At 39.5% G+C, this 23,762-nt stretch carries 19 protein-coding genes, 1 pseudogene and 1 riboswitch; of the genes and pseudogenes, 8 read left to right on the top strand and 12 right to left on the bottom strand.

Annotation, left to right across the window (positions count from 1 at the left end; translation table 11 throughout):
• Positions 1 to 61 precede the first annotated feature (61 nt).
• Positions 62 to 1,564: an apolipoprotein N-acyltransferase gene (gene lnt / locus KH943_RS01815; protein ID WP_304106761.1), complete on the bottom strand. Its 1,503-nt coding sequence runs from the start codon at positions 1,562 to 1,564 to the stop codon at positions 62 to 64.
• A gap of 228 nt (positions 1,565 to 1,792) precedes the next feature.
• Between lnt and sodA the strand changes: the two genes are divergently transcribed.
• Positions 1,793 to 2,434, top strand: a complete 642-nt coding sequence (gene sodA / locus KH943_RS01810; protein ID WP_304106759.1) for a superoxide dismutase [Mn] — start codon at positions 1,793 to 1,795, stop codon at positions 2,432 to 2,434.
• Between the two features lie 86 nt (positions 2,435 to 2,520).
• On the opposite strand, the gene pyk is transcribed toward sodA, so the two are convergent.
• Complete coding sequence (pyk, locus tag KH943_RS01805) at positions 2,521 to 3,960, bottom strand: pyruvate kinase (protein WP_304106756.1); 1,440 nt, start codon at positions 3,958 to 3,960, stop codon at positions 2,521 to 2,523.
• 123 nt (positions 3,961 to 4,083) lie between these two features.
• Here pyk and sixA point away from each other — a divergent pair, with 123 nt between their 5' ends.
• The 3 genes from sixA to fis all read left to right on the top strand — a co-directional run bounded on the left by sixA (position 4,084) and on the right by fis (position 6,041).
• A complete protein-coding gene (sixA, locus tag KH943_RS01800) occupies positions 4,084 to 4,572 on the top strand; it encodes a phosphohistidine phosphatase SixA (protein ID WP_304106753.1) in 489 nt (162 codons plus the stop codon).
• 196 nt (positions 4,573 to 4,768) lie between these two features.
• Positions 4,769 to 5,734: a tRNA dihydrouridine synthase DusB gene (dusB, locus tag KH943_RS01795; RefSeq protein WP_304106751.1), complete on the top strand. Its 966-nt coding sequence runs from the start codon at positions 4,769 to 4,771 to the stop codon at positions 5,732 to 5,734.
• 13 nt (positions 5,735 to 5,747) lie between these two features.
• Complete coding sequence (fis, locus tag KH943_RS01790; RefSeq protein ID WP_005705819.1) at positions 5,748 to 6,041, top strand: DNA-binding transcriptional regulator Fis; 294 nt, start codon at positions 5,748 to 5,750, stop codon at positions 6,039 to 6,041.
• 166 nt (positions 6,042 to 6,207) lie between these two features.
• Here the strand turns inward: fis and rpmE are convergent, their stop codons facing one another.
• The 4 genes from rpmE to KH943_RS01770 form a co-directional block, all read right to left on the bottom strand.
• Positions 6,208 to 6,420: a 50S ribosomal protein L31 gene (gene rpmE / locus KH943_RS01785; RefSeq protein ID WP_304106743.1), complete on the bottom strand. Its 213-nt coding sequence runs from the start codon at positions 6,418 to 6,420 to the stop codon at positions 6,208 to 6,210.
• Between the two features lie 591 nt (positions 6,421 to 7,011).
• Positions 7,012 to 7,194 (bottom strand): carbon storage regulator CsrA, encoded by a 183-nt coding sequence (csrA, locus tag KH943_RS01780; protein WP_304106742.1) that lies wholly within the window; start codon positions 7,192 to 7,194, stop codon positions 7,012 to 7,014.
• Between the two features lie 81 nt (positions 7,195 to 7,275).
• A complete protein-coding gene (gene alaS, locus KH943_RS01775; RefSeq protein WP_304106741.1) occupies positions 7,276 to 9,900 on the bottom strand; it encodes an alanine--tRNA ligase in 2,625 nt (874 codons plus the stop codon).
• A 225-nt stretch (positions 9,901 to 10,125) separates the two neighbouring features.
• On the bottom strand, positions 10,126 to 10,551 hold the full coding sequence (locus KH943_RS01770; protein ID WP_304106739.1) for a universal stress protein: 426 nt from the start codon (positions 10,549 to 10,551) through the stop codon (positions 10,126 to 10,128).
• Positions 10,552 to 10,774: 223 nt separating this feature from the next.
• Between KH943_RS01770 and KH943_RS01765 the strand changes: the two genes are divergently transcribed.
• On the top strand, positions 10,775 to 11,551 hold the full coding sequence (locus KH943_RS01765) for an FNR family transcription factor (protein ID WP_304106736.1): 777 nt from the start codon (positions 10,775 to 10,777) through the stop codon (positions 11,549 to 11,551).
• A gap of 286 nt (positions 11,552 to 11,837) precedes the next feature.
• Positions 11,838 to 14,411, top strand: a complete 2,574-nt coding sequence (gene clpB / locus KH943_RS01760) for an ATP-dependent chaperone ClpB (RefSeq protein WP_304106733.1) — start codon at positions 11,838 to 11,840, stop codon at positions 14,409 to 14,411.
• A 65-nt stretch (positions 14,412 to 14,476) separates the two neighbouring features.
• Here clpB and KH943_RS01755 read toward each other — a convergent pair whose 3' ends face one another.
• From KH943_RS01755 to KH943_RS01730, 6 genes are all read right to left on the bottom strand, one after another.
• Entirely contained in the window at positions 14,477 to 15,670 is a 1,194-nt protein-coding gene (locus KH943_RS01755; RefSeq protein ID WP_304106730.1) for an aspartate aminotransferase family protein, read from the bottom strand.
• 199 nt (positions 15,671 to 15,869) lie between these two features.
• The gene (argB, locus tag KH943_RS01750) at positions 15,870 to 16,724 is read right to left on the bottom strand and encodes an acetylglutamate kinase (RefSeq protein ID WP_304106727.1); all 855 of its coding nucleotides are present in this window, start codon (positions 16,722 to 16,724) and stop codon (positions 15,870 to 15,872) included.
• Between the two features lie 8 nt (positions 16,725 to 16,732).
• Positions 16,733 to 17,674 carry an N-acetyl-gamma-glutamyl-phosphate reductase gene (gene argC, locus KH943_RS01745; RefSeq protein ID WP_304106725.1) on the bottom strand — a complete coding sequence of 314 codons (942 nt, stop codon included), beginning with the start codon at positions 17,672 to 17,674 and terminating at the stop codon, positions 16,733 to 16,735.
• A gap of 139 nt (positions 17,675 to 17,813) precedes the next feature.
• Positions 17,814 to 18,854 (bottom strand): ATP-binding cassette domain-containing protein, encoded by a 1,041-nt coding sequence (locus tag KH943_RS01740; RefSeq protein ID WP_304106722.1) that lies wholly within the window; start codon positions 18,852 to 18,854, stop codon positions 17,814 to 17,816.
• Between the two features lies 1 nt (position 18,855).
• Positions 18,856 to 20,841, bottom strand: a complete 1,986-nt coding sequence (locus KH943_RS01735; protein ID WP_304106788.1) for an ABC transporter permease — start codon at positions 20,839 to 20,841, stop codon at positions 18,856 to 18,858.
• A 97-nt stretch (positions 20,842 to 20,938) separates the two neighbouring features.
• On the bottom strand, positions 20,939 to 21,988 hold the full coding sequence (locus KH943_RS01730) for an ABC transporter substrate-binding protein (RefSeq protein WP_304106719.1): 1,050 nt from the start codon (positions 21,986 to 21,988) through the stop codon (positions 20,939 to 20,941).
• Between the two features lie 174 nt (positions 21,989 to 22,162).
• Positions 22,163 to 22,286, top strand: a riboswitch (FMN riboswitch).
• 183 nt (positions 22,287 to 22,469) lie between these two features.
• Here KH943_RS01730 and ribD point away from each other — a divergent pair.
• On the top strand, positions 22,470 to 23,564 hold the full coding sequence (gene ribD / locus KH943_RS01725; protein WP_304106786.1) for a bifunctional diaminohydroxyphosphoribosylaminopyrimidine deaminase/5-amino-6-(5-phosphoribosylamino)uracil reductase RibD: 1,095 nt from the start codon (positions 22,470 to 22,472) through the stop codon (positions 23,562 to 23,564).
• 120 nt (positions 23,565 to 23,684) lie between these two features.
• Positions 23,685 to 23,762: pseudogene (locus KH943_RS01720) on the top strand (riboflavin synthase); the annotation flags it as partial.

The raw sequence follows: 23,762 nt of genomic DNA, 5'->3' as shown, positions 1-23,762 counted from the left end.
TAAATTTGATATACGGAGAGTAGCTTAGTTCATAGATTTTATAAATTCTATGAAAAAATAGCTATTTACGTCTTATTACTGCCAACGCCACAATCAAGGCACTCAAGCTATAAAGTACCGTATTGCCCCATAAACTAAATGGCGTTTTGCTTATTACGGGAGAAACCTGAGCGGTAAGCACACCTTTCTCAAATTGTGGCAATTGATGAGCCACTTTGCCGTTTGCATCCACTATTGCAGTAATTCCCGTATTGGCAGAGCGAAGAAGTGGCTTGCCAAGTTCTAAAGCTCGCATTCTTGCCATTTGGAAATGTTGCCAAGGGCCAATAGAAGTTCCAAACCATGCATCATTAGTAATAGTTAAGAGATAATCGCTATTGTGGTTTTTTTGGTTTTGTTGCACTTGATCGCCAAAAATAATCTCATAGCAAATCGCTAAATTAAAACGGGTATTTTTCGTCTGTAATGCAGGCTGAACAAATTCCCCTTGCGATAAATTGATTGGCAGAATAAAGACCTTACGCATCCAATCTAACACTGAGCCAAAAGGCACGTATTCGCCAAAAGGTACGAGATGATGCTTTTTATAGCGAGGTGCTTGTTCCGCATCATAAGGTTGTTCATTCAGTAATAACGCGCTGTTAAAGAGTTGATTTTGATTATCTTGATAAAGCGTGCCGATAATAATGTCGCTTTGGCTTTCCGCAGACACATTTTGCATTGAGCTAAGCAATGGGGAAATCTGATTTTCCAATGCAGGAATTGCCGATTCAGGCAGAATAATCACCTCGCTTTTTCCAAGCAATGGACGAATAAGATCCACATAGGTTTGCACCGAATAGTCGAAATGAGCAGGATCCCATTTCATTTTTTGTTCAATATTGCCTTGTACAAGGCTCACGGTAAGCGGTTGTTTTTCAGCATCAATTTGCCAGAAATTGGCAAAACGTGTGGCAAAGCCGACCGCTATGAGCAACGTAAAAGTCGCAAGCGGTTTAATTTTTCGATTTTCTTGCAAAATCAATTGAATAAGATAAGTAGCAATCACAATAATGAAGAAAGTAACACCTTCTACGCCAAAAATCGGGGCGATATGGGCAAAAGGGCTATCAACTTGACTATAACCGAGCTGAAGCCAAGGGAAACCAGTAAGAACGATGCCACGGAGATATTCCGTTCCAGTGAAAAGGCTTGCAAGCACAAACGGATTTTTCAGCTTAAATTTATGCACACCCCAAGTAAAGAGCAGATTGTAGAGTGCGAGGTAGCAAGCAAGCAGCAGAACTGCAAGATGGCTAATCACGACAGGCACACCACCAAATTGAATCATACTGACGTGAATCCAATTTACACCAATGCCAAAATAACCAATCGACCAGGCAAAAGTTGCCCACAATGCGGTTTTACGTTGTGATAAAGTGGCTGACCAGATTAAGCCAAAGGCGGAAACAAAGGCAATAATCCAATAATCAAAAGGCGAAAAGGCGAGTGTGCCGATTGTGCCAAAGAGAAAACTGATGATGCAAGCGGTGAAAAATGGGGGATTTTTTGTAAAATTTGACATATTCTAAAAAGAAATACTTTAAATGCTGAATTTAAGATTTAGTCAGCAGTATACAATAGGCAGTAAAAATAACAATCTACACATTAAAACTTGTTGATGTCTCAAAATATTACAAATATTTGCGATAGATCAAATTAAAGTGTATTAACCGACTATTTTTTGGTAGAATTTACGGCGAGTTTTAACTCAAGTTTTACCTATTATTTTATATATTTGAGGATAATAACAATGGCATACACATTACCAGAATTAGGCTATGCATACGGTGCATTAGAACCACATTTTGATGCAAGAACAATGGAAATCCACCATTCTAAACATCACCAAACTTATGTGAATAATGCAAATGCAGCATTAGAAGCATATCCAGAATTATTAGAACAATGTCCAGGTAAATTAATTTCAGACCTTGAGCAAGTTCCAGCAGAAAAACGTGTTGCAGTGCGTAACAATGTGGGCGGTCACGTGAACCATACGTTATTCTGGAAAGGTTTAAAAACTGGTACAACTTTACAAGGTGCATTAAAAGACGCGATCGTGCGTGATTTCGGTTCTGTTGAAGCATTCCAAGCACAATTTGAACAAGCTGCAGCAACTCGTTTCGGTTCAGGTTGGGCATGGTTAGTATTAGAAGATGGAAAATTAGCTGTTGTTTCAACCGCAAACCAAGATTCTCCGTTAATGGGTAAAGCTGTGTCTGGAGTTTCAGGTTACCCTATCTTAGGTTTAGATGTTTGGGAACACGCTTACTACTTAAACTACCAAAACCGTCGTCCAGACTACATCAAAGCATTCTGGAACGTAGTAAACTGGGACGAAGCAACACGCCGTTTTGAAGATAAATTAAACACTTGCGGTTGTGCAAAATAATCTTAGTAACAACAAGACTAATAAATAACTAAAAGGCTAATTCCATCATAGAATTAGCCTTTTATTTATCTTAAAATTACTAAAGATTACTCAACTTTTAAGATACGGCAAGTATTTGTGCCACCTTCTTTTAATTCATCGCCGTGCGTTAATAACACTAAATCACCTGCTAATAAATAACCTTGCTCTTTTAATAATGCTAACGCTTTTTTCGCACCATCAATTGTGCGGCTTTCTTCATCGTAGAATACTGGTGTTACACCACGATATAATGCTGCACGATTTAATGCACGCGGATTACGTGATAATGCAAAAATTGGTAAGCCTGAACTGATGCGACTCATTAATTTAGCCGTTTCACCTGAGTGAGTTAATGCAATAATTGCAGAAACGCCTTCTAAATGGTTTGCAGTGTACATTGCAGACATTGCCGTTGCCTCATCAACGTGCGTGAATGTCCCTTCCATACGGTGACGAGAAATGTTGATGCTTGGCATTGTTTCTGCACCTAAACACACCTCAGCCATTGATTTCACCGTTTCAACTGGATAATCACCGTTTGCCGTTTCGCCTGAAAGCATTACTGCATCAGTACCATCTAATACTGCATTCGCAACGTCCATTACCTCTGCACGGGTTGGCATTGGTTTTTTGATCATAGACTCCATCATTTGGGTTGCTGTAATCACTACACGGTTCAATTTACGTGAACGACGGATTAAACGTTTTTGAACACCCACTAATGCTGCATCACCAATCTCAACGCCTAAGTCACCTCGTGCCACCATAATTACGTCTGCACCTAAGATGATATCATCCATTGCTTCTTCTGTTGCAACGGTTTCAGCACGTTCTACTTTCGCCACGATTTTTGCATCTAAACCTGCCTCGTGTGCTAATTGACGTGCGTAGTTTAAATCTGCACTTGATTGTGGGAATGATACCGCTAAGTAATCCACACCGATTTTCGCAGCTAATTTGATGTCGTTCTTATCTTTTTCAGTTAATGCTGGTGCAGATAAGCCACCACCTAATTTGTTGATCCCTTTATTGTTTGATAAAGGGCCGCCAACTGTCACTTCAGTATGAACTTTCACGCCATCTACTTCTAATACTTTTAATTGAACGTTACCATCGTCTAATAAAAGAATATCGCCTGGCACTACATCGTTTGGTAAGTTTTTATAGTCTAAGCCTACCGCATCTTGGTGGCCTTCACCACGTGGTAAATCTGCATCTAAAGTAAATTTATCGCCGATGTTTAAGAAGATTTTGCCATCTTTAAACGTAGAAACGCGGATTTTAGGACCTTGTAAGTCACCTAAAATTGCCACGGTTTTCCCTAATTTAGCCGCAATTTCACGCACTTTATTTGCACGCTCAATGTGATCTTCCGGAACACCATGAGAAAAGTTCATACGAACCATATTTGCACCTGCTGCAATAATTTTTTCTAAAGTATTGCCACGGTCTGTTGCAGGACCTAATGTGGTAACAATTTTAGTTCTTCTTAATTTTCGAGACATTGATTACTCCAATATTGAAAGTTAGATTTTAAAAAATTTTCTTGATACAGTAATAACTGTACAAAACGTGGGGTATTATACGCCTAAAATATAATTCTTGAAATAAAAAATAGGAAACAGCTTATGAACATCTGGATTATGCGTCATGGTGAGGCAGATTTTAATGCTCTAATAGATAGCGAAAGAACTTTAACAGAAAAGGGAAAAAATGCAGCATTTTTACAGGGAAAATGGCTAGGTGAACAGTGTATAAAAAGAAATATTCAGCTCGATAAAATATTGGTTAGCCCTTATTTTCGAGCTAAGCAAACGCTTACGGCTCTGACACAAGGAATGCAAGCGGTTGGCTTTTCACAAAATTTTGCAAATATTATTGAGGAGTGGGATGAGATTACACCAAATGGTTCGCCTGATATGATCCAAGATTATCTTGCCTTTTTAAATGAAGAGGGGGCAAATCAGGTGCTTATTGTTTCACATTTACCTCTTGTATTTGATTTAGTCCAAACATTCACACAATATCAACAAAGCGTACATTTTTACCCTGCTGTGATAGCTGAAATCCATTGGAATGGGCTAAAAGGTGTGCTTTTACAAGAGAAAATGGCTTAAACAAAAAAATCAAGCAGATTTTTTCACCTTTTTTATTAAATTGTTTAAAAATCACTCTTCTCAAACGTGTGAAAAATGCGTATGATACGCTCCCTTGATTGCTGATGTTGAATAACAATTAAGCAAAATTGTAAAAAGATGCAGTATGGAATTGCATCTTTTTTCGTTGATATTTTAAGAAGAATACGGAGAAATAATGCGAATTGGACAATATGAATTTAAAAACCGTATTTTCCTCGCACCAATGGCAGGGGTCACTGACCAACCATTTCGCCGTTTATGTAGCCAGCTTGGTGCTGGGCTTACCTTCTCTGAAATGATGTCAACTAACCCTGATGTATGGCATACCGAAAAGTCTAAACTGCGTTTAGCTCATCACCAAGAAATTGGAATTAATGCTGTACAAATTGCAGGAGCTGATCCTATTGAAATGGCAGAAGCAGCAAAAGTAAACGTGAGCTATGGTGCTGAAATTATTGATATCAATATGGGATGCCCAGCTAAAAAGGTAAACAAAAAAATGGCAGGCTCTGCCCTTTTGCGTGAGCCAGATTTAGTCGCTGATATTTTAAATGCTGTGGTTAATGCTGTGGATGTACCTGTTACTTTAAAAATTCGAACAGGTTGGGATCTTGAGAATCGAAATTGCGTAGAAATTGCCCAAATTGCAGAGCAAGCGGGAATTCAGGCTTTAACGCTTCATGGACGTACACGAAGTTGTTTATTCAACGGAGAAGCAGAATATGAGAGCATTAAAGCGGTCAAAAATGCAGTTTCCATTCCAATTATTGCCAATGGGGATATTACTTCTGCTGAGAAAGCGAAATTTGTGCTTGATTACACGGGTGCAGATGCTGTAATGATTGGCAGAGGAGCTTATGGTCGCCCTTGGATATTCAAGGAAGTGAATGATTTTTTAGAGAATGGTTATTATGCTATATTACCAACGGAAGAAAAATGTCGCTTTATGTTGCGACATATCCAAGATCTTCATCAGTTCTATGGTGAAGAAAAAGGATATCGAATTGCTCGGAAACATATCGGTTGGTATATAGAAAATTTAGCACCAAACTCAACTTTTAAGCGTGCTTTTAATGCATTAGAGAGTACGAAAGCACAACTCAATGCATTAGAAGGTTTTGTAGAAGATCTCTTAGATTAAGTGGATAAAGGAAATGATTGAACAACCAGTAAACAACCCATTAACGGTTACGATGCTAAATGCACAAGCTCAACAAGTAGTAAAACCACTACGTGATAACGTAAAAGCAGCATTAAAGAATTATTTAGCACAATTAAACAATGAAGATCCAACAGAATTATACGAATTAGTATTATCTGAAGTTGAGCATCCAATGCTTGATATGGTGATGCAATATACACGCGGTAATCAAACTCGTGCCGCAACTATGCTTGGCATTAACCGTGGTACATTACGTAAAAAATTAAAAAAATACGGTATGGGTTAATTTTCTACACAAAGATTGAAAGAACTTATCAAATAAAAGTATATTAGATAAGAGTTGCTAATGTTTATTTTTTAATACTCTTAGCAACTCTTTTTATTAAGCATCTAGCAGTAAAAGCTAGCCATAAAAGAACCTCGCTAAAGCGAGGTTCTTTTTATAAAATACATTATTTTGTGCTTGGGATGCTGAAACGTTTGTTAAAGCGTTCAACACGACCACCAGTATCAACCACACGTTGTTTACCCGTGTAGAATGGGTGGCAATTGCCACATACGTCTAAATTTAAGCTTTTACCCACAGTTGAGCGAGTTTTAATTACGTTACCACATGAACATGTTGCCGTAATTTCAGTATATTCTGGATGAATACCTTGTTTCATTGGAAAACCTCATAAGAAGCCATATCGCCACTTATCTTGTTTCAACATAAAATTGAACCGCTGATAAGTACCATATGTAATTGATAACATGCTAGATTTATATCTAACGCCTAAAAGAGTGCGTATTCTAAGTGAAAGTGGAGCAAAGATCAACCGCTATTTTACTGAGAATTCGCAGGTAACCTACATAGTAATTTTACTTGGACGAAAATGTAATAAAAACCGCTTTTTCCTAATCCTTCCCCTCAAACTCTTACATCAAAACTTCCAACAACTTACGCACGGCAAGGAAGAGTATTCATAAGCTTCAATGAACGTAATCATCACATCAAAAACATTGCTATTCTGAAGATAACGAACTAATAAAGTTCTAAAGATCGGTTGATTTTTAGAGTGATTAAAAAATGAAAACCCACTTATTGTATACAGTAAGTGGGTTTTATTGCCGAGATTTAATATTCAGGAAATAGAAATAAAATGATCCGATAGTTTAAAATTCAAGAAAATTGACTAAAACACTTAAAAACACAAATTGAATACTTAGTTAAAAAGTACGTAACTATCAATATTCTCTTTCTTATTATATCAATATTACTCAGTTTGTTGTGCTTCAGTATCTTTAATTTTTTGATAGATTTCCTTCCTATGAACTGCAATATCTTTCGGTGCATTCACACCTAATTTCACTTGACTTCCACGTACGCTTAGTACGGTAATTTCGACATCGTTTCCTACGAGTAAACTTTCTCCTGTTTTCCGAGTTAAAATAAGCATCGCCACCTCCAAGATAAAAGACCCAATAAAATTTTAAGGTCAAGGCAAGTCTGATTCATTCTTCCCTGCCTAGGTATTAAATTATAATTTTGCTTGAATCCATTCTTGTGCAAAGTTCAGTGCTTGTAATAAATTTTGTGGTTCAGAACCGCCAGCCATTGCCATATCTGGACGGCCACCGCCCTTACCACCGACTTGTTTTGCCATTTCACCGACTAACTCGCCAGCTTTCACTTTTGAAGTTAAATCAGTGGTTACTCCTACAATCAAGTTCACTTTTTCATCAGCTACTGTTCCTATAACAACTATGGCACTTCCGAGTTGATTTTTCAAGTCGTCAACCATCGTTCTTAGGGTTTTCGCTTCAGTATTGTCTAATTGAGTTACCACCACATTTACGCCATTGATTTGCTGAGCTTGTTTAGCAATTTCAGAGCCTGCGAGAGCGGCTTGTTTGTCTTTAAGTTGTTGTAACTCTTTTTCAGTACGTTTTGATTTGTCTTGTAATTGTTGGATTTTTTCTACAAGTGAGGTATTATCTGCTTTTAATAATTCTGCAGAGTGTTGTAATACTTGTTGTAATTGATGGATCCAAGCAAGAGCTATTTCGCCCGTAATTGCCTCAACACGGCGAACGCCTGCCGCAACTGCACCTTCAGAAGTGAGTTTAAAGAAACCAATGTCTCCTGTACTTTGGACGTGTGTACCACCACAAAGTTCAATTGAAAATTCGCTCATTTCAACCACACGTACCACATCACCATATTTTTCACCGAAGAGAGCCATTGCACCTTTTGCTTTCGCAGAGTCAATATCCATTTCTTCAATGATGACAGGGATGTTTTCACGAATTTTACGGTTTACAATACGCTCAATTTCTTCAAGTTGAACTTTAGTGATTGCTTCTGGTTGAGAGAAGTCAAAACGTAAGCCGTTTTCGTTGACTAATGAACCTTTTTGAGCAACATGTTCACCTAATACTTCACGTAATGCAGAGTGCAATAAGTGCGTTGCTGAGTGGTTTAGTTCAATGCTATGACGACGAGTTGCATTTACTTCAGCAGAAACTTTATCGCCTATGCGTAATTCGCCTGATTCTACTTGACCATAATGACCAAACACTTGCCCATATTTTTGGGTGTCAGCAACATTAAACTGGCAAATTTCTGATGAGATTAGACCGCTATCACCCACTTGACCACCCATTTCTGCATAGAATGGCGTTTTGTCTAAGATAATAATCGCAGTTTCACCAGATTGAATTACATCAACCGCTTTACCTTGACTGAATAAGCCAACTACAGTCGCATCAGCTGTTACATGATCGTAGCCGACAAACTCAGTTATACCGTCCACCTTGATGATATTGCTGTAATCTGCACCAAAGTTACTACTTGCTTTTGCACGCTCACGTTGAGCTGTCATTTCAGCATCAAAACCTGCTTCGTCAATTAAAATATCACGCTCACGACAAACGTCAGCAGTTAAATCAAGTGGGAAGCCGTAAGTATCATAAAGTTTGAATGCTACTTTACCTGAAAGGGTTTTGTTTTCCACTTTCGCTAATGCATCTTCAAGCAGTGCTAAACCACGCTCTAGTGTGCGAGCAAATTGCTCTTCTTCTGCTTTTAATGTTTGTTGGATGAAAGCTTGTTTCTGTGCAACGATTTCACCTGCGTGTCCCATTACTTCTGCAAGTGTTGGTACTAATTTATAGAAGAATGCTTCTTTTGCACCTAATAAATTACCGTGACGCACTGCACGACGGATAATACGACGGAGAACGTAGCCACGGCCTTCATTTGAAGGTATAACACCGTCTGCAATTAAATATGAGCAAGAACGGATGTGGTCTGCAATTACGCGTAATGATTTATTGTCTAAATCTTTAACACCCAATAATTCCGCTGTTGTTTTGATTAGGGTTTGGAAAATATCTATTTCATAGTTTGAGTTTACGTGCTGCATTACCGCAGTCATACGCTCTAACCCCATCCCCGTATCTACTGATGGTTTCGGTAATTTTTCCATTGTGCCATCCGCCAAGCGGTTAAATTGCATAAACACAATGTTCCAAACTTCGATATAACGGTCGCCATCTTCTTCTGGTGTACCAGGTAAACCGCCCCAGTATTTTTCACCGTGGTCGTAGAAAATTTCTGTACAAGGACCACAAGGACCTGTATCGCCCATCGCCCAGAAGTTATCTGAAGCATAAGGTGCACCTTTATTATCGCCAATGCGAATAATATGATCTGCTGGCACACCTACAAGGTTATGCCAAATATCGTAAGCCTCATCATCTGTTTCATAAACAGTCACATAAAGTTTTTCTTTCGGCAAAGCTAACCATTCTGGAGAAGTTAAAAATTCCCAACCGAATTGAATAGCATCACGTTTAAAATAATCACCGAAACTAAAGTTACCCATCATCTCGAAAAATGTATGGTGGCGAGCTGTATAGCCTACGTTTTCTAAATCGTTGTGTTTACCACCTGCACGCACACAGCGTTGTGCTGTCGTTGCACGAGTATAAGGGCGTTTTTCTACACCGAGAAAAACATCTTTAAATTGGTTCATACCTGCATTGGTAAAAAGCAAAGTAGGATCGTTTTCAGGAACTAACGAACTACTTTCTACTACAGTATGTCCTTTGCTATGGAAAAAATCCAAAAAGGACTGTCTAATTTGCGATGTCGTTTTCATTCTAATTAACGCTCATTCTGTTTAAAGACTAAAAAATTGTTCAAATCGTTTATTTATAACTGCATTATTCTACACACTTTTCAATTGAATTTGTGAAAAATAATCCAATAAAAGCAATGAATTTTATTTATCTGTTACTAATTTAGCAATTTTTTAGCAAAAAATAACCGCTTGAGTTTGTTCTAACTACAAGCGGTATAAAATGAACAAATGTAAAATTAAGACTTATTCATCATCAAGAGGGACAACAAGCATATCAATAGCAACGTTATTCATCACTTGGCGGGTTGATGACATAAACTTACTCCAAAAATCTTGGTGATGCCCTGTAATTAATAAATCAACGCCATATTTACTTACAGCTTCTTCTATCACTTGAGAGAAGTCGCCTGTGCCATTAAGTTTTTCTGAAACAGGATAGTCTATTTTGCTTGCAAGCTCATCTAATGCTTTCGTTGTTTCAACTGAAACATTATCTTGCACGGCTGACATATTAATGTCAATCAGACCAGTGTATAAATCAGAAAAATTTACATCTACGTGGATAACAGATAATTTCGCACCACATTTTTCTGCAAGTCCAGCACCTTTACGTAATAAAACAAGACTTTCTTCAGAAAGATCGACTGCAACTAAGATGTGTTTGTACATAATAGACTCCTTATTGTCCCTGTATTGGTCTTTTTGTTGCTTGTATATTAGCAAATAATTGTGAAGAAAAATGAGAGATACTTCTCATTTTTGAAAAATTTTGAAATAAATTCACAAAAAAAATTAACTCTCTTGGGGTAAAAGTTATACTTTCTTCATTCAAAAATAAATGGTAAACTTTGCGTTAAATCAAACTTTTATAGAATTTATGCGGAAAATGGTTATGAAAATTGTGCCAGAGGCAAAAACACAAGGAAGAACAGGCTGTACGATCCACTGTCAAAATTGCAGTATTAGCCAACTTTGCCTCCCTTTTACGTTAAGCGAACATGAATTAACTCAACTTGATAACATCATTGAGCGCAAAAAACCTGTACAAAAATCCCAAATTATTTTCCAATCTGGCGATGAACTTCGCTCAATTTATGCCCTTCGTTCTGGTACATTAAAAAGCTATACATTAAGCGAAAATGGCGAAGAACAAATCACGGCTTTTCATCTTCCAGGCGATCTCATCGGTTTCGATGCTATCATGAATATGAAGCATATTGGTTTCGCTCAAGCTTTAGAAACTGCAATGATCTGCGAAATCCCATTTGATATTCTTGATGATCTTGCAGGAAAAATGCCAAAAATCCGACATCAAATCATGCGTTTAATGAGTAATGAAATTAAAAGTGATCAAGAAATGATTTTGTTACTTTCCAAAATGAGTGCAGAAGAAAAATTAGCTGCATTTTTACACAATTTATCTCAACGTTACGCAGCTCGAGGCTTCTCTGCTCGTGAATTTCGTTTAACGATGACGCGTGGAGATATTGGTAATTATCTCGGTTTAACTATTGAAACCATTAGTCGCTTACTTGGACGCTTCCAAAAATCAGGTATGATTACCGTTCAAGGCAAATACATTACCATTAATCAAATGGACACCTTGGCTGAAATGGCAACAGGCACTAAAAATCAAATTCCAGTGAAAAATGTTGGGGATGTTTGTTAAATCACAATATTACCTTTTCATAATTTCTATCGCTAACTACATAAGCTGATAAGTAGCATTATCAATAATGATGCTTATCAGTTTTTATTTTGCATTAAAACGTCTTTCCATTCCTCATTTCTCTTATCTTTCATTATTTGGTAAAGCAATCTAATAAAAGCATATAAAAATTATGTCCTTTCTTCCCTCTTTCTCTTGAAATAATCTTGATGAGCTCCATTTAGTGTAGTGCTAAAGTTTCACGCTAATGTGAAACGGGTACAAATTCAAAGAAAGAGGAAAGAATATGAACTTTGAAAAATTCACAACAAAATTACAAGAAGCCTTAGCTGAAGCTCAGTCTTTAGCCGTCGGCAAAGATAATGGATATATTGAACCTGCTCATTTACTTTATGCTTTATTAAAACAAGCAGATGGTTCAATTGCTCCACTTTTTACTGCATTAAACGTTCAACCAAAACAGTTAGAAAGTGAATTATCCGCAATTTTAGACCGATTACCACAAGTTCAGGGTGGCACAACACAACTTTCGCAACAAACTATTCGCTTATTAAATCAAGCAGATAAATTATCACAACAATTCGGCGATAGCTTTATTTCATCTGAATTGTTCGTGCTTGCTGCCATTGAAGACAGTGGCGATTTAGGAAAATTATTGAAAAAATTTGGCTTAACAAAAGAAAAACTCACTCAAGCAATTAGTCAAATTCGAGGAGGAGAAACCGTGAATAATCAAAACGCAGAAGAAACCAGACAAGCATTACAAAAATATACTATTGATCTAACTGAACGTGCCAAAGCAGGCAAATTAGACCCTGTGATTGGTCGTGATGAAGAGATCCGCCGTGCAGTGCAAGTACTACAACGCCGTACTAAAAATAATCCTGTGTTAATTGGTGAACCTGGTGTAGGTAAAACTGCAATTGTTGAAGGTTTAGCACAACGTATCGTCAATGGCGAAGTGCCTGAAGGGTTGAAAAACAAACGCGTACTTTCCCTTGATATGGGAGCGTTGATTGCTGGTGCGAAATATCGCGGTGAGTTTGAAGAACGTTTAAAAGCGGTGTTAAACGAATTGGCGAAAGAAGAAGGGCAGGTAATCCTCTTTATTGATGAAATTCACACAATGGTCGGTGCAGGCAAAACCGATGGTGCAATGGATGCAGGCAACTTGCTCAAACCTTCTCTTGCTCGCGGTGAATTGCACTGTGTTGGGGCGACAACCTTAGACGAATATCGCCAGTATATTGAAAAAGACGCAGCATTAGAACGTCGTTTCCAAAAAGTATTAGTTGATGAACCAAGTGTTGAAGATACGATTGCAATTTTGCGTGGTTTAAAAGAACGTTATGAAATCCATCACCACGTTCAAATCACAGACCCTGCAATTGTAGCGGCAGCTGTGCTTTCACACCGTTACATCAGCGACCGTCAATTGCCAGATAAAGCAATCGACTTAATTGATGAAGCAGCTTCAAGCCTTCGTATGGAAATTGATTCCAAACCAGAACCGCTTGATAAATTGGAACGCCGTATTATTCAATTAAAATTGGAACGCCAAGCGTTACAAAAAGAAGAAGATGAAGCGAGCCGTCAACGCCTTGCAAAATTAGACGAAGAATTGACCGCTAAAGAGCGTGAATATTCCGAGTTGGAAGAAGTTTGGAAAGCTGAAAAATCAGCTTTACTTGGCACACAACACATTAAAACTGAGCTAGAAAATGCTCGCATTGCGATGGAACAAGCACGCCGTGAAAACAACTTAGAAAAAATGTCTGAGTTACAATACGGTAAAATTCCAGCCCTTGAAAAACAACTTCAAGATGCGGTAAAACGTGAAGAAGAAGGTGGCGAAAACCACTTACTTCGCACAAAAGTCACAGACGAAGAAATTGCAGAAGTACTTTCTAAAGCAACAGGCATTCCTGTTTCAAAAATGATGGAAGGCGAGAAAGAAAAACTCTTGCGTATGGAAGAAGTTTTACATAGCCGTGTAATTGGACAAAATGAAGCGGTGGAAGCGGTGGCAAATGCAATTCGCCGTAGCCGTGCAGGTTTATCAGATCCGAACAAACCGATTGGTTCATTCTTGTTCTTAGGACCAACAGGGGTAGGTAAAACCGAGCTTTGCAAAACCTTAGCGAATTTCTTATTCGATGATCCTGATGCGATGGTTCGCATTGATATGTCGGAATTTATGGAAAAACACAGCGTGTCTCGCTTGGTCGGTGCACCTCCAGGTTATGTTGGCTATGAAGAAGGTGGTTACTTAACCGAAGCTGTTCGCCGTCGCCCATACTCTGTGGTGTTATTAGACGAAGTGGAAAAAGCCCATCCAGACGTGTTCAACATCTTACTGCAAGTGTTAGATGATGGACGATTAACCGATGGACAAGGCAGAACCGTGGATTTCCGTAATACCGTGGTGATTATGACTTCAAACTTAGGCTCACATCTCATTCAAGAAATGCCAGAGGCAACCTATGGCGAATTGAAAGAAGTGGTGATGTCGGTGGTAAGCCAACACTTCCGCCCAGAGTTCATTAACCGTATTGATGAAACCGTTGTGTTCCACTCACTCGGTCAAAAACACATTCGTTCAATTGCACGTATTCAATTAGAACGCTTGATTAAACGTATGGCAGAGCGTGGCTATGAAGTAACCATTACTGATGCAGCTATCGACCACATTGGCAAAGCTGGATTTGATCCATTGTTCGGTGCACGTCCACTTAAACGTGCAATCCAACAAGAGCTTGAAAATCCACTTGCTCAACAAATCCTCGGCGGTAAATTATTACCAAACCGCCCTGTTATAGTAGATTATTCAGGTGAAAAACTTGTGATTGAAAATCGGTAGTTGAATGAAAAAGGGAGCAATTCACTAAAATTGCTCCCTTTTTTATTATTTCTTTTTATAGTAAATTAATTTATTTCTCCCAACACTTCTTTTAATACCGCAATCCCTTTCTCAATCTGTTCATCGTTGATAATCAACGGCGGTAATAAGCGTAATTTGGTTTTAGCCGTTAGGAAAAGCACGCCTTTTTCGATACATTTTGCAACAATCTCCGCAGCTTTTGTGCCTTCTTCAAACTCTACACCAATCATCAAGCCTAAGCCTGAAACGGATTTTACTTTTGGCAATGCTGCTAATGCTTTTTGCAATTTTTCGCCTTTGCGTTTGATTTCAGCTAAAAATGCATCATCAATTTTCGCAAGCACTGCATTCGCTCCTGCACAGCTTACAGGGTTTGCCCCGAAAGTGGAGCCGTGATCACTCTTGCCAAGAGTATCTTGCACTTTCTCGCCCAATACAAACGCCCCGATAGGTAAGCCACCACCCAAGCCTTTGGCAAGCGTAATGATATCTGGTGTTAAACCAAATTGTTGGTAGGCAAACATTGTGCCTGTACGACCAATCCCCGTTTGCACTTCGTCAATAATCAACAGCACATCATATTGATGACAAAGTGCTTGCACGCCTTGTAAATATTCGTGATCTAACGAGCAAACCCCACCTTCACCTTGCACGACTTCTAAAATAATGGCACACACATCTTTTTGTCCTAAACGCGTTTCAAGTGCTAGTAGTTCATTGGCTGGCGTGTGATCGAAACCTTTGGTGAATGGGAAAAAATGTTGGTGGAATACCTCTTGTCCTGTAGCAGAAAGGGTTGAAATGGTGCGTCCGTGAAAAGAATTGACCAGAGTTAAAACGGTTGCACGATCTTTTCCATATTTATCGTGGCTATATTTACGTGCAGTTTTAATCGCCCCTTCGTTCGCTTCTGCACCAGAGTTGGCAAAGAAGACACGTTTTAGACCGCTTGCTTCTGCCAATTTTTTAGCTAAACGAGAAGAAGGCTCGGTGAAGAATAAATTTGAAGTATGGGCAAGCGAGCTTGCTTGGTGTACCACTGCTTTTAGCCAATCTTCATCTGCCCAACCAAGGCTGTTTACGCCGATACCGCTAGTAAAGTCTAAATATTCGTTGCCTTCAAAATCCCACACTTGGCAGCCTTTGCCGTGTGAGAGTGCAAGGTTAAATCTGCCGTAAGTTTGGGCGATGTAATCGCTGTCTAATTGTTTTATTTCATTGCTGGTTGTGTTTGTCATTGTGTTTTTTCCTTTAAAATTTCACCGCTTGTTTATAGCTCCTCTCTTTAGCAAAGAGGGGCTGGGGGAGATTTAGCAGAAGGTATTACCGAAGAAAGCGGTTAATTTTTCGATAATGTTTGCAAAATTAAGCTACATAGAGGAAATTGATATCGCAATCAAATCTCCCCTAACCCCTCTTTTCTAAAGAAGGGGATTTTTACGCATAAAACCTTGTGCCGTTGCCTTTGTCGCTCAACATTTCAAGCAAAATGGCGTGTTCTACTCGTCCATCGATGATAGAAGCTTCTTTGCCACCCGCTTGAATAAAATCCGTACAACAAGCAATTTTCGGGATCATTCCGCCTGCGATAATGCTCTCATCAATGAGGACGTGTATGTCTTCAACATTCACTTCGGGAATGAGCGTACTCTCATCAAAACGATCACGTAATAACCCTGCAATATCGGTCATACTCACTAATTTTTCCGCTTTCAATGCCATTGCAATTTCACTTGCGACGGTGTCGGCATTGATATTATAAATTTGACCGCTTGTATCTACACCGACCGTTGAAATCACGGGAATCAGGTTGGCGTTCAGTGCAAGTTCCAACAACTGAGTATTCACTTTGGTGATACTTCCCACAAAGCCGTAATCTACTTCCGCTTGCAATTTCTCGCACTCAATCATTGCACCGTCTGCCCCGCAAAGCCCTACGCCTTTGCCTTTAAGCAAAGCAACAAGGCTTTTATTCACTTTTCCTGCCAACATTTGTAGCACCACGTCGATGGTTTCTTTATCGGTAACACGCAATCCGTTGATAAATTGCGGTTCCTTGCCGAGTAACTTAATACCTTGAGAAATTTCAGGACCACCGCCGTGTACTAGTACGATTTTTACACCTAATTGATTGAGTAATAAAATATCTTTCATTACTGCTTGTTTGAGCGTTTCATTGATCATCGCATTGCCGCCATATTTCACCACGAGGGTTTTACCTTGCCATTTTGCGAGGTAAACGGTCGATTTTTCTAATATATTTGCGAATTGGATAATCTCTTCTGTTTGCATATTTTTCCTTAAAGTTCAAGCCCAGCGGTTTCTTCACGCCCAAGCATAATATTCATACATTGCACCGCTGCCCCCGATGCACCTTTACCCAAATTATCAAAGCGAGCAACCAATAACAGCTGAGTCTCGTTACCATAAACAAAAATTTCGAGGTTATCTTTACCGCTTAATTGGTTCGACGCAAGCATATTATCCTCTGGCATTTCTGCATAATTATGCACACTAATCAGTTTAGAATCTTGATAATAATCCGCCAATAATTTTGCAACATCTTCGCCATTTTTGACCGCTTGTAAGGCAATGATTGGTACAGGTACGCTAACCAACATTCCGCTGTAATAGTCCGCCACCACAGGAGTAAAAATGGGTGGTTGGCTTGCCCCTGTCATCACTTGCATTTCAGGCAAATGCTTGTGCTTCAAGCTTAAGCCATACACGCGCGGGGCATCATATTTTTCAGCACGCTTTGCATCTGCATATTCCGCAATCATCCCTTTACCACCGCCCGAATATCCTGTTAAAGAGTGGCAAGAAAGTGGGTAATCCTCAGTCAAAATGCCTTTTTCAATCAATGGGCGAACCAAAGCAATATAGCCTGTCGCGTGGCAACCTGGCACAGCAACGCGGTTCGCATTTTGGAGTTTTTCACGCTGCCCTGAAAGTTCTGCAAACCCATAAACCCAATCAGGATTAACCCGATGAGCCGTTGAAGTATCGCAAATACGAGCGTTCACAGGCACGTGAGCGACAAGCTCTTTTGAGGCTTCATCTGGCAAACAAAGAAAAGTTAAATCCGCCTCAGCTACTTTTGCCACACGAGCATTCAAATCTTTGCGTTGTTCCTCTGGTAAGCTCAGTAATTCAATATCGTCTGCTTGTCCTAAGCGATCGAAAATGCGTAAACCTGTTGTGCCGACAGCACCATCGACGAAAATTTTGTATTTGCTCATATTGGTTTCCTGTTTTTTTGAGTTTTGAGTAGTTTATATTGGATTGAATTTTATTTCAATAAAAATGCATATTTATTCAATTAATTTACATCTTACGTTATATTTCAAAAATAAAGTTAGTGTTATATAAGTTTCTTTGCTACTCATTCAGCAAAAAAATTCCTTTATTTTTGAATGACAATCCATAAATCTGCTGATACTCATCATACTCCGCAATGCTTGCATAAACGGTAAGCATTTGATTTTGCCAGTGAATTTGCAACTCCCAATAACTTCCCATATAAACAGCATTGTGTACTTCGCCGATATATTCCGCATTTGTAAGATCTTGAGATAATTTCACCACTTCTGGGCGGATACCAAGTGTGTATAGTCCATCCGCTTGCGGAAATTGATCTTCATCAACAACTAAAAGATGTTCGCCGATTTTAAGCTGATTTCCCTGTTTTTCAGCGGGCAATAAATTCACTTCACCCATAAATTTTGCCATAAACGTATTTTTTGGCTGGCGATAAAGCGTTTGTGGTGAGCCTTGTTGCACGATTTCGCCTTTATTCATCACAATCACTTCATCTGAAACCGCAAAGGTTTCGGCTTGATCGTGGGTAACATAAAGAGCGGTAATGTTAAGTTTTTGCTGAAGATGGCGGATATTTTCCCGCATCACTCGACGAAGATTTGCATCCAGATTACTCAAAGGTTCATCAAAGAGTAGCACTTTCGGTTTTAAAATCAATGAGCGTGCTAATGCCACACGTTGCTGTTGACCGCCTGAAAGTTGGTCGATCATTCGTGCTTCCAAGCCTGATAATTCCACTAATGCTAGGGCTTCTTTTACTTTCATCTCTCTTTCCGCTTTGGCAATGCCCTGCATTTTAAGGCTATAACCTACGTTTTCTGCAACAGTTAAATGTGGGAATAAAGCGTAAGATTGGAATACGATGCCGATGTCGCGATCTTGAGGAGCAGCTTGAGTAATTTCGCGATCTTCCAAGTAAATTTGACCGCTTGTAGGCAGATCTAAGCCTGCAATTAAGCGAAGAATGGTAGTTTTCCCACAGCCTGATGGACCAAGCAACGTGGTCATAGAGCCTTGTTTTAGACTCAAATCAAAGCCTTTAATTACCTCGGTATTGCCGAAGGATTTATGGATGTTTTCTAATCTCAAATAACCTTTCATTTCACAAACCTTTACGATTTATCAATTTGTTAAAGCCCCAAATCACAAGCATCATAACCACAATAAGTGTCGCACCGTAGGCAACCGCCATTCCATAATCGCCATCTTCCACACGGTTCAAAATATAGGCTGTGGCGACTTGCGTATTCGGCGTGACCAAGAAAATAATCGCACTCATCGTGGTCATTGAACGAACGAAACTGGTTACCAATGCCGAAAGTAACGCTGGGCGAAGCAAAGGTAGAATAATAAATAGGAAGGTTTTGAACGAACTGACTTTAAGCGATTGAGAAGCCTGTTCCAAATTTGCATCAATTTGTGCCAGCCCTGCAATGGCGGAACGCATTCCAATCGGCATATTTCGAGTCACCATTGAGAGCACAATAATCACTCCTGAACCCGTGAGGTAAATCGGGGCATCATTGAATGCCATTACATAAGAAACACCTGCGACTGTGCCTGGAATTGCAAAACAAAGCAGGGCGACAAACTCAAAAAAGGATTTTCCATTGAACTGTACACGAGTGGTTAAATAGGCAATCAAAACGCCAAACAGCGCTGTAATTGGTGCTGCACAAAGAGCAAAAATCAGTGTATGAATAAATGATGGGAAACCACCAAAATCCAGACCTTGCCCAAATAAACGGAGATAATGCTCAAGCGTAAAACTGTGGTTCACGCCCCAATTGACGACAAAGCTCCCAAAGAAAATGGAGCCATATAGAATTGCATTAAAAGCAACCCAAACAAGCAAAATGCAAGAAATTAACCATTTTATACCGCTTGCAAGAGGCAAATGACTGATTTGATTGCCTTTACCTGCTAAAGTTTGATAAGAGTATTTACCAAGCCATTGATATTGAATGAAAAAACTTACCAATGAAAAGGCAAGCAAAATCACGCCCATGGTACTTGCAGTAGTGTAGTCAGGTTGTGAGCCCACGATATAAAAGTAGATTTGGCTTGCCAGCACATCATAATTCCCGCCTAAGACAAATGGTGTGCTGAAGTCAGAAAGCGATTGAATAAAGGTAATCAAAAAGGCATTCGCCAATGCAGGTTTCAACAGTGGAAACAAAATATAGAGAAAGGTTTGGTTGGGTGAACTTTTAAGGCTGTAACTTGCCTCTTCCAGTTGAGCGGGAAAAAATCGCAACGCACCTTCAATAATCATAAATGCCATCGGTGTAAGAGCAAGCGTATGTGACAATAAAATGCCGTTAAAGCCATAAAGCCAGTTTTTATTGATACCAAAATGTTCAACTAAAAAATGGGTAATCGTACCGTTTCGCCCCATCAATAGCACCACACCTAACCCGACAACAAAAGGCGGTGTTACAATCGGTAAGATGGAGAATAACTTACTGATAAATCTCGTTTTTTTAGCAATGCGAGTGGTATAAAGGGCAAAACAAAGTCCAAAGAAAGTGGAAAGCACGCTAACACTCGCAGAGACGCTAATAGACTGCCAAATAACCTTAAGTAAATGGGGTTGTTGGAAAGTATTAAGTGCGTCATTAAGTGAAAATGCACCATCTATATAAACAATCGCACTTAAAATCGAAAACACCGGGAAGAGAATGAAAGTGCAAAGCACCACAAAACTGGCAAGCAGAGCTCCAATAATAAAGCGATCTCCCCGTAAAATGCCGAGCTTAGCAATGTTTTCGGTTAGTAAAATAAAAATGGATAAAAATAAAAAGAGTGTAGCATAGCCAAAACTGGTTGCTGTGAGTTTTGCCGAGAGAAAAACTAACCCTAAAAAAGCGACCAAAAAGCTAATTTTTGCTTTAGGCTGTTTAAAAAATGATATTGCCAATAAAGGCAAAAACCAAAGCCACGTGATATTAAGACTACGCCAGCCTATCGCCAAAAAAATTTCTTTTGAAGTGGAGTCAAAAAGCCCGTAGTGCAACGCTTGTGACGGCAGAACGAGGAAGGCAAGCAAAGGCAAAATCAACCAAAATCGAGAGTGGGTAGAAAACATCGGCATTAACGTTATATTTGCTCAAAGAAAAAGCGGTTAAATTTCTCCAAATTTTATAAATTCTAACAAAAATTTAACCGCTTGCGGGGAAATAAGGCTATTTCGTGAGTTTATCGCCTAATTTTACATCTTCCATCCATTTATTGATCAAATGTTTTCCCTCTTCGCTTGAGCCAAATTTATTGAAATCATATTCCACAAAATCTAATTTTTCCGCATTAGGCATCAATGGAGCAACCTCTGCCCCAACGATTGAAGGTAATTGGTAAAGATGGTGTTTGCGCCAAGGTAACTCTTGGATTTCCTTGGTAAGCACAAAATCTGTGAAAAGTTTAGCGTTATCTAAATTGCGTGCATTCTTCACGATACTGGTTCCGCCTAATGCGTAACCCACTTTACCTTCTGGAATTACATATTCAATTGGGTTGCCTTTCTCTTTTTCGGTAATGTAGGCATGTGTAAAACCGATGCTTTCCGATACTTCACCACGTACAAGATTAGAAGTGACTAGATTGCTTTTTGGATATTGCGAGATATTAGCATCCAATTTTTTGAGGTAATCAAAAGTTTTTTCCTCTCCCCAAAGAGAAATAAGGGTTGCCATAATCGTATAAGTTGTGCCTGATGAGCGAGGATCTGGAATTTGCACTTCACCAGCGAGTTTTGGATTGAGCAAATCTTCCCATTTTTTCGGCATTTCAAGCCCTAATGATTTGAGCTTTTCGCTATTCACACCCAAACCAAGCACGAGCATATAGGTCGCAGAGGTATAGTTTCCTTTGTCTGATGCCATTAATTTTTGGAATTGTGGCAAAATGTTTGCCTGATTTTTCGGGCGATACGCTTCTAATAAACCTAATTCAGCCGCTTGGAAGTGAGGTTCAATTGTACCGCCATACCAAACATCTGCCTGCGGATTGGATTTCTCAGCTTTTAATTTACCTAAAATCGTGCCTGTGCTTGCCTGAATAAATGAAGTTTGTACATCATATTGTTCTGAGAAACGTTTAGCCACATCTTCACACAATGCATTTTGCACCGTGCAATAAATGGTTAAACGTCCTTCTGCTTGAACAGTATGAGAAGCAAGTAATGCTGTTGTAGCTAAGCCTAAAGAACAAAGTAGAGATTTTAATTTGTGCTGCATATTCACGCTCCAAAATGTTGTGTGTATAAAAGTGAATAGAGTGGACTTTATCACATAGGTTGGGGGTGTCAAGTTAGGATTAATGTTATTAAAATATTCCGTTCCATGATTTTAAGCATTCACCGTAAACGGCTTGACATTTGGAGAAAAGGCGAGCAAAATCCTTAGCAATTTATAAATCTTCAGGGCAGGGTGAAATTCCCGATCGGCGGTAAAGTCCGCGAGCTGAGCAAAACACTTAGCAGGAACTGGTGAAATTCCAGTACCGACAGTATAGTCTGGATGGAAGAAGAGCGTAAAAATAACCCCGTGCAAGCGGTGGTTTTCTATGTCTTTTTTGCAAGCCTTGAGATCGAAAGATTTCGAGGTTTTTTCATTTCTATCTAGCCTTTTTGGGCGTGTTGTACACGCCTAATCCAGCCTTGAATAAAGAGGGTGTATGCAACACGCCCTAGAAACCTATTTTACAAAATTAAAATATATGACTGACGCAAACTATATGCAACGAGCCATCAGCCTTGCCGAACAGGGCAGAGGCTGGACAAGTCCAAACCCACTGGTGGGGTGTGTGATTGTCAAAAATGGTAAAATTGTTGCCGAAGGCTACCACGAAAAAATTGGGGGCTGGCACGCTGAGCGAAATGCAATTTTAAATAGCGATACTGATCTTAGTGGTGCGACAGCTTATGTGACCCTTGAGCCTTGTTGTCATCATGGTCGCACACCGCCTTGTTCCGATTTATTGATTGAACGTGGCATTAAAAAAGTCTTTATCGGCTCTCGCGATCCAAATCCGTTGGTCTCGGGTAAAGGGGCTAAACAATTGCGTGCAGCAGGCATAGAAGTGGTGGAAGATTTTATGCGTGAAGAGTGCGATAAACTTAACCCAATTTTTTTCCACTATATTCAAACCAAGCGCCCTTATGTATTGTTGAAATATGCGATGACAGCTGACGGTAAAATTGCGACCAGTACGGGCGAATCCAAATGGATTACAGGCGAAACGGCTCGCACCAAAGTGCAACAAACCCGCCACCAATATAGTGCGATTATGGTCGGTGTGGACACGGTGTTAGCTGATAATCCAATGTTGAATGCTCGAATGCCGAATGCGAAACAACCTGTTCGCGTGGTGTGCGATAGCCAATTACGCACCCCGCTAGATTGCCAATTAGTGCAAACCGCCAAGGAATACCGTACAGTAATTGCGACAGTTTGTGAGGATTTGCAAAAGATTGAGCAATATCGACCGCTTGGGGTGGAAGTGATGGTTTGCAAAGCCAGAAACAAGCGGGTGGATTTAGACGATCTTTTGCAAAAGCTCGGCGAAATGCAGATTGACAGTCTTTTGATTGAAGGCGGTTCCAGCCTTAATTTCAGTGCTTTAGAAAGTGGCGTGGTAAACCGTGTGCATTGTTACATCGCCCCGAAATTGGTCGGTGGCAAACAGGCGAAAACGCCGATTGGCGGAGAAGGCATTGGTGATTTATCCCAAGCCGTGAAGTTGAAGCTAGTTTCAATGGAAATGGTTGGGGAAGATATTTTGATTGATTACGAGATAATCCCTCATCTTTAAAGAGGATAGGGGAAAATTAGACAGAAGTGAAAACGAAGCTCATACAAGATATAAACATCACAATCAAATCTCGCCTCCCCCCTCTTTTCTAAAGAGGGGAACTTGTTAGGAGAATAAATTATGTTTACAGGCATTATCGAAGAAGTGGGCAAAATCGCACAAATCAATAAACAAGGCGAATTTGCGGTCGTGACTATT

Source organism: Haemophilus parahaemolyticus (genome assembly GCF_018373095.1).
GTDB lineage: Bacteria > Pseudomonadota > Gammaproteobacteria > Enterobacterales > Pasteurellaceae > Haemophilus_A > Haemophilus_A parahaemolyticus_A.
Note: the sequence above shows the minus strand (reverse complement) of the source record. Positions and strands in the feature narration are given on the sequence as shown.

What these genes read in the sequence shown, in the direction of transcription:
- KH943_RS01730 (WP_304106719.1), bottom strand. Translation starts at nt 21,988, where the DNA reads ATGCAGCACAAATTAAAATCTCTACTTTGTTCTTTAGGCTTAGCTACA.
- csrA (WP_304106742.1), bottom strand. Translation starts at nt 7,194, where the DNA reads ATGCTTATTTTAACTCGGAAAACAGGAGAAAGTTTACTCGTAGGAAAC.
- clpB (WP_304106733.1), top strand. Translation starts at nt 11,838, where the DNA reads ATGAACTTTGAAAAATTCACAACAAAATTACAAGAAGCCTTAGCTGAA.
- argB (WP_304106727.1), bottom strand. Translation starts at nt 16,724, where the DNA reads ATGCAAACAGAAGAGATTATCCAATTCGCAAATATATTAGAAAAATCG.
- pyk (WP_304106756.1), bottom strand. Translation starts at nt 3,960, where the DNA reads ATGTCTCGAAAATTAAGAAGAACTAAAATTGTTACCACATTAGGTCCT.
- KH943_RS01735 (WP_304106788.1), bottom strand. Translation starts at nt 20,841, where the DNA reads ATGTTTTCTACCCACTCTCGATTTTGGTTGATTTTGCCTTTGCTTGCC.
- ribD (WP_304106786.1), top strand. Translation starts at nt 22,470, where the DNA reads ATGACTGACGCAAACTATATGCAACGAGCCATCAGCCTTGCCGAACAG.
- KH943_RS01770 (WP_304106739.1), bottom strand. Translation starts at nt 10,551, where the DNA reads ATGTACAAACACATCTTAGTTGCAGTCGATCTTTCTGAAGAAAGTCTT.
- fis (WP_005705819.1), top strand. Translation starts at nt 5,748, where the DNA reads ATGATTGAACAACCAGTAAACAACCCATTAACGGTTACGATGCTAAAT.
- KH943_RS01755 (WP_304106730.1), bottom strand. Translation starts at nt 15,670, where the DNA reads ATGACAAACACAACCAGCAATGAAATAAAACAATTAGACAGCGATTAC.
- rpmE (WP_304106743.1), bottom strand. Translation starts at nt 6,420, where the DNA reads ATGAAACAAGGTATTCATCCAGAATATACTGAAATTACGGCAACATGT.
- argC (WP_304106725.1), bottom strand. Translation starts at nt 17,674, where the DNA reads ATGAGCAAATACAAAATTTTCGTCGATGGTGCTGTCGGCACAACAGGT.
- dusB (WP_304106751.1), top strand. Translation starts at nt 4,769, where the DNA reads ATGCGAATTGGACAATATGAATTTAAAAACCGTATTTTCCTCGCACCA.
- sodA (WP_304106759.1), top strand. Translation starts at nt 1,793, where the DNA reads ATGGCATACACATTACCAGAATTAGGCTATGCATACGGTGCATTAGAA.
- lnt (WP_304106761.1), bottom strand. Translation starts at nt 1,564, where the DNA reads ATGTCAAATTTTACAAAAAATCCCCCATTTTTCACCGCTTGCATCATC.
- KH943_RS01765 (WP_304106736.1), top strand. Translation starts at nt 10,775, where the DNA reads ATGAAAATTGTGCCAGAGGCAAAAACACAAGGAAGAACAGGCTGTACG.
- KH943_RS01740 (WP_304106722.1), bottom strand. Translation starts at nt 18,854, where the DNA reads ATGAAAGGTTATTTGAGATTAGAAAACATCCATAAATCCTTCGGCAAT.
- sixA (WP_304106753.1), top strand. Translation starts at nt 4,084, where the DNA reads ATGAACATCTGGATTATGCGTCATGGTGAGGCAGATTTTAATGCTCTA.
- alaS (WP_304106741.1), bottom strand. Translation starts at nt 9,900, where the DNA reads ATGAAAACGACATCGCAAATTAGACAGTCCTTTTTGGATTTTTTCCAT.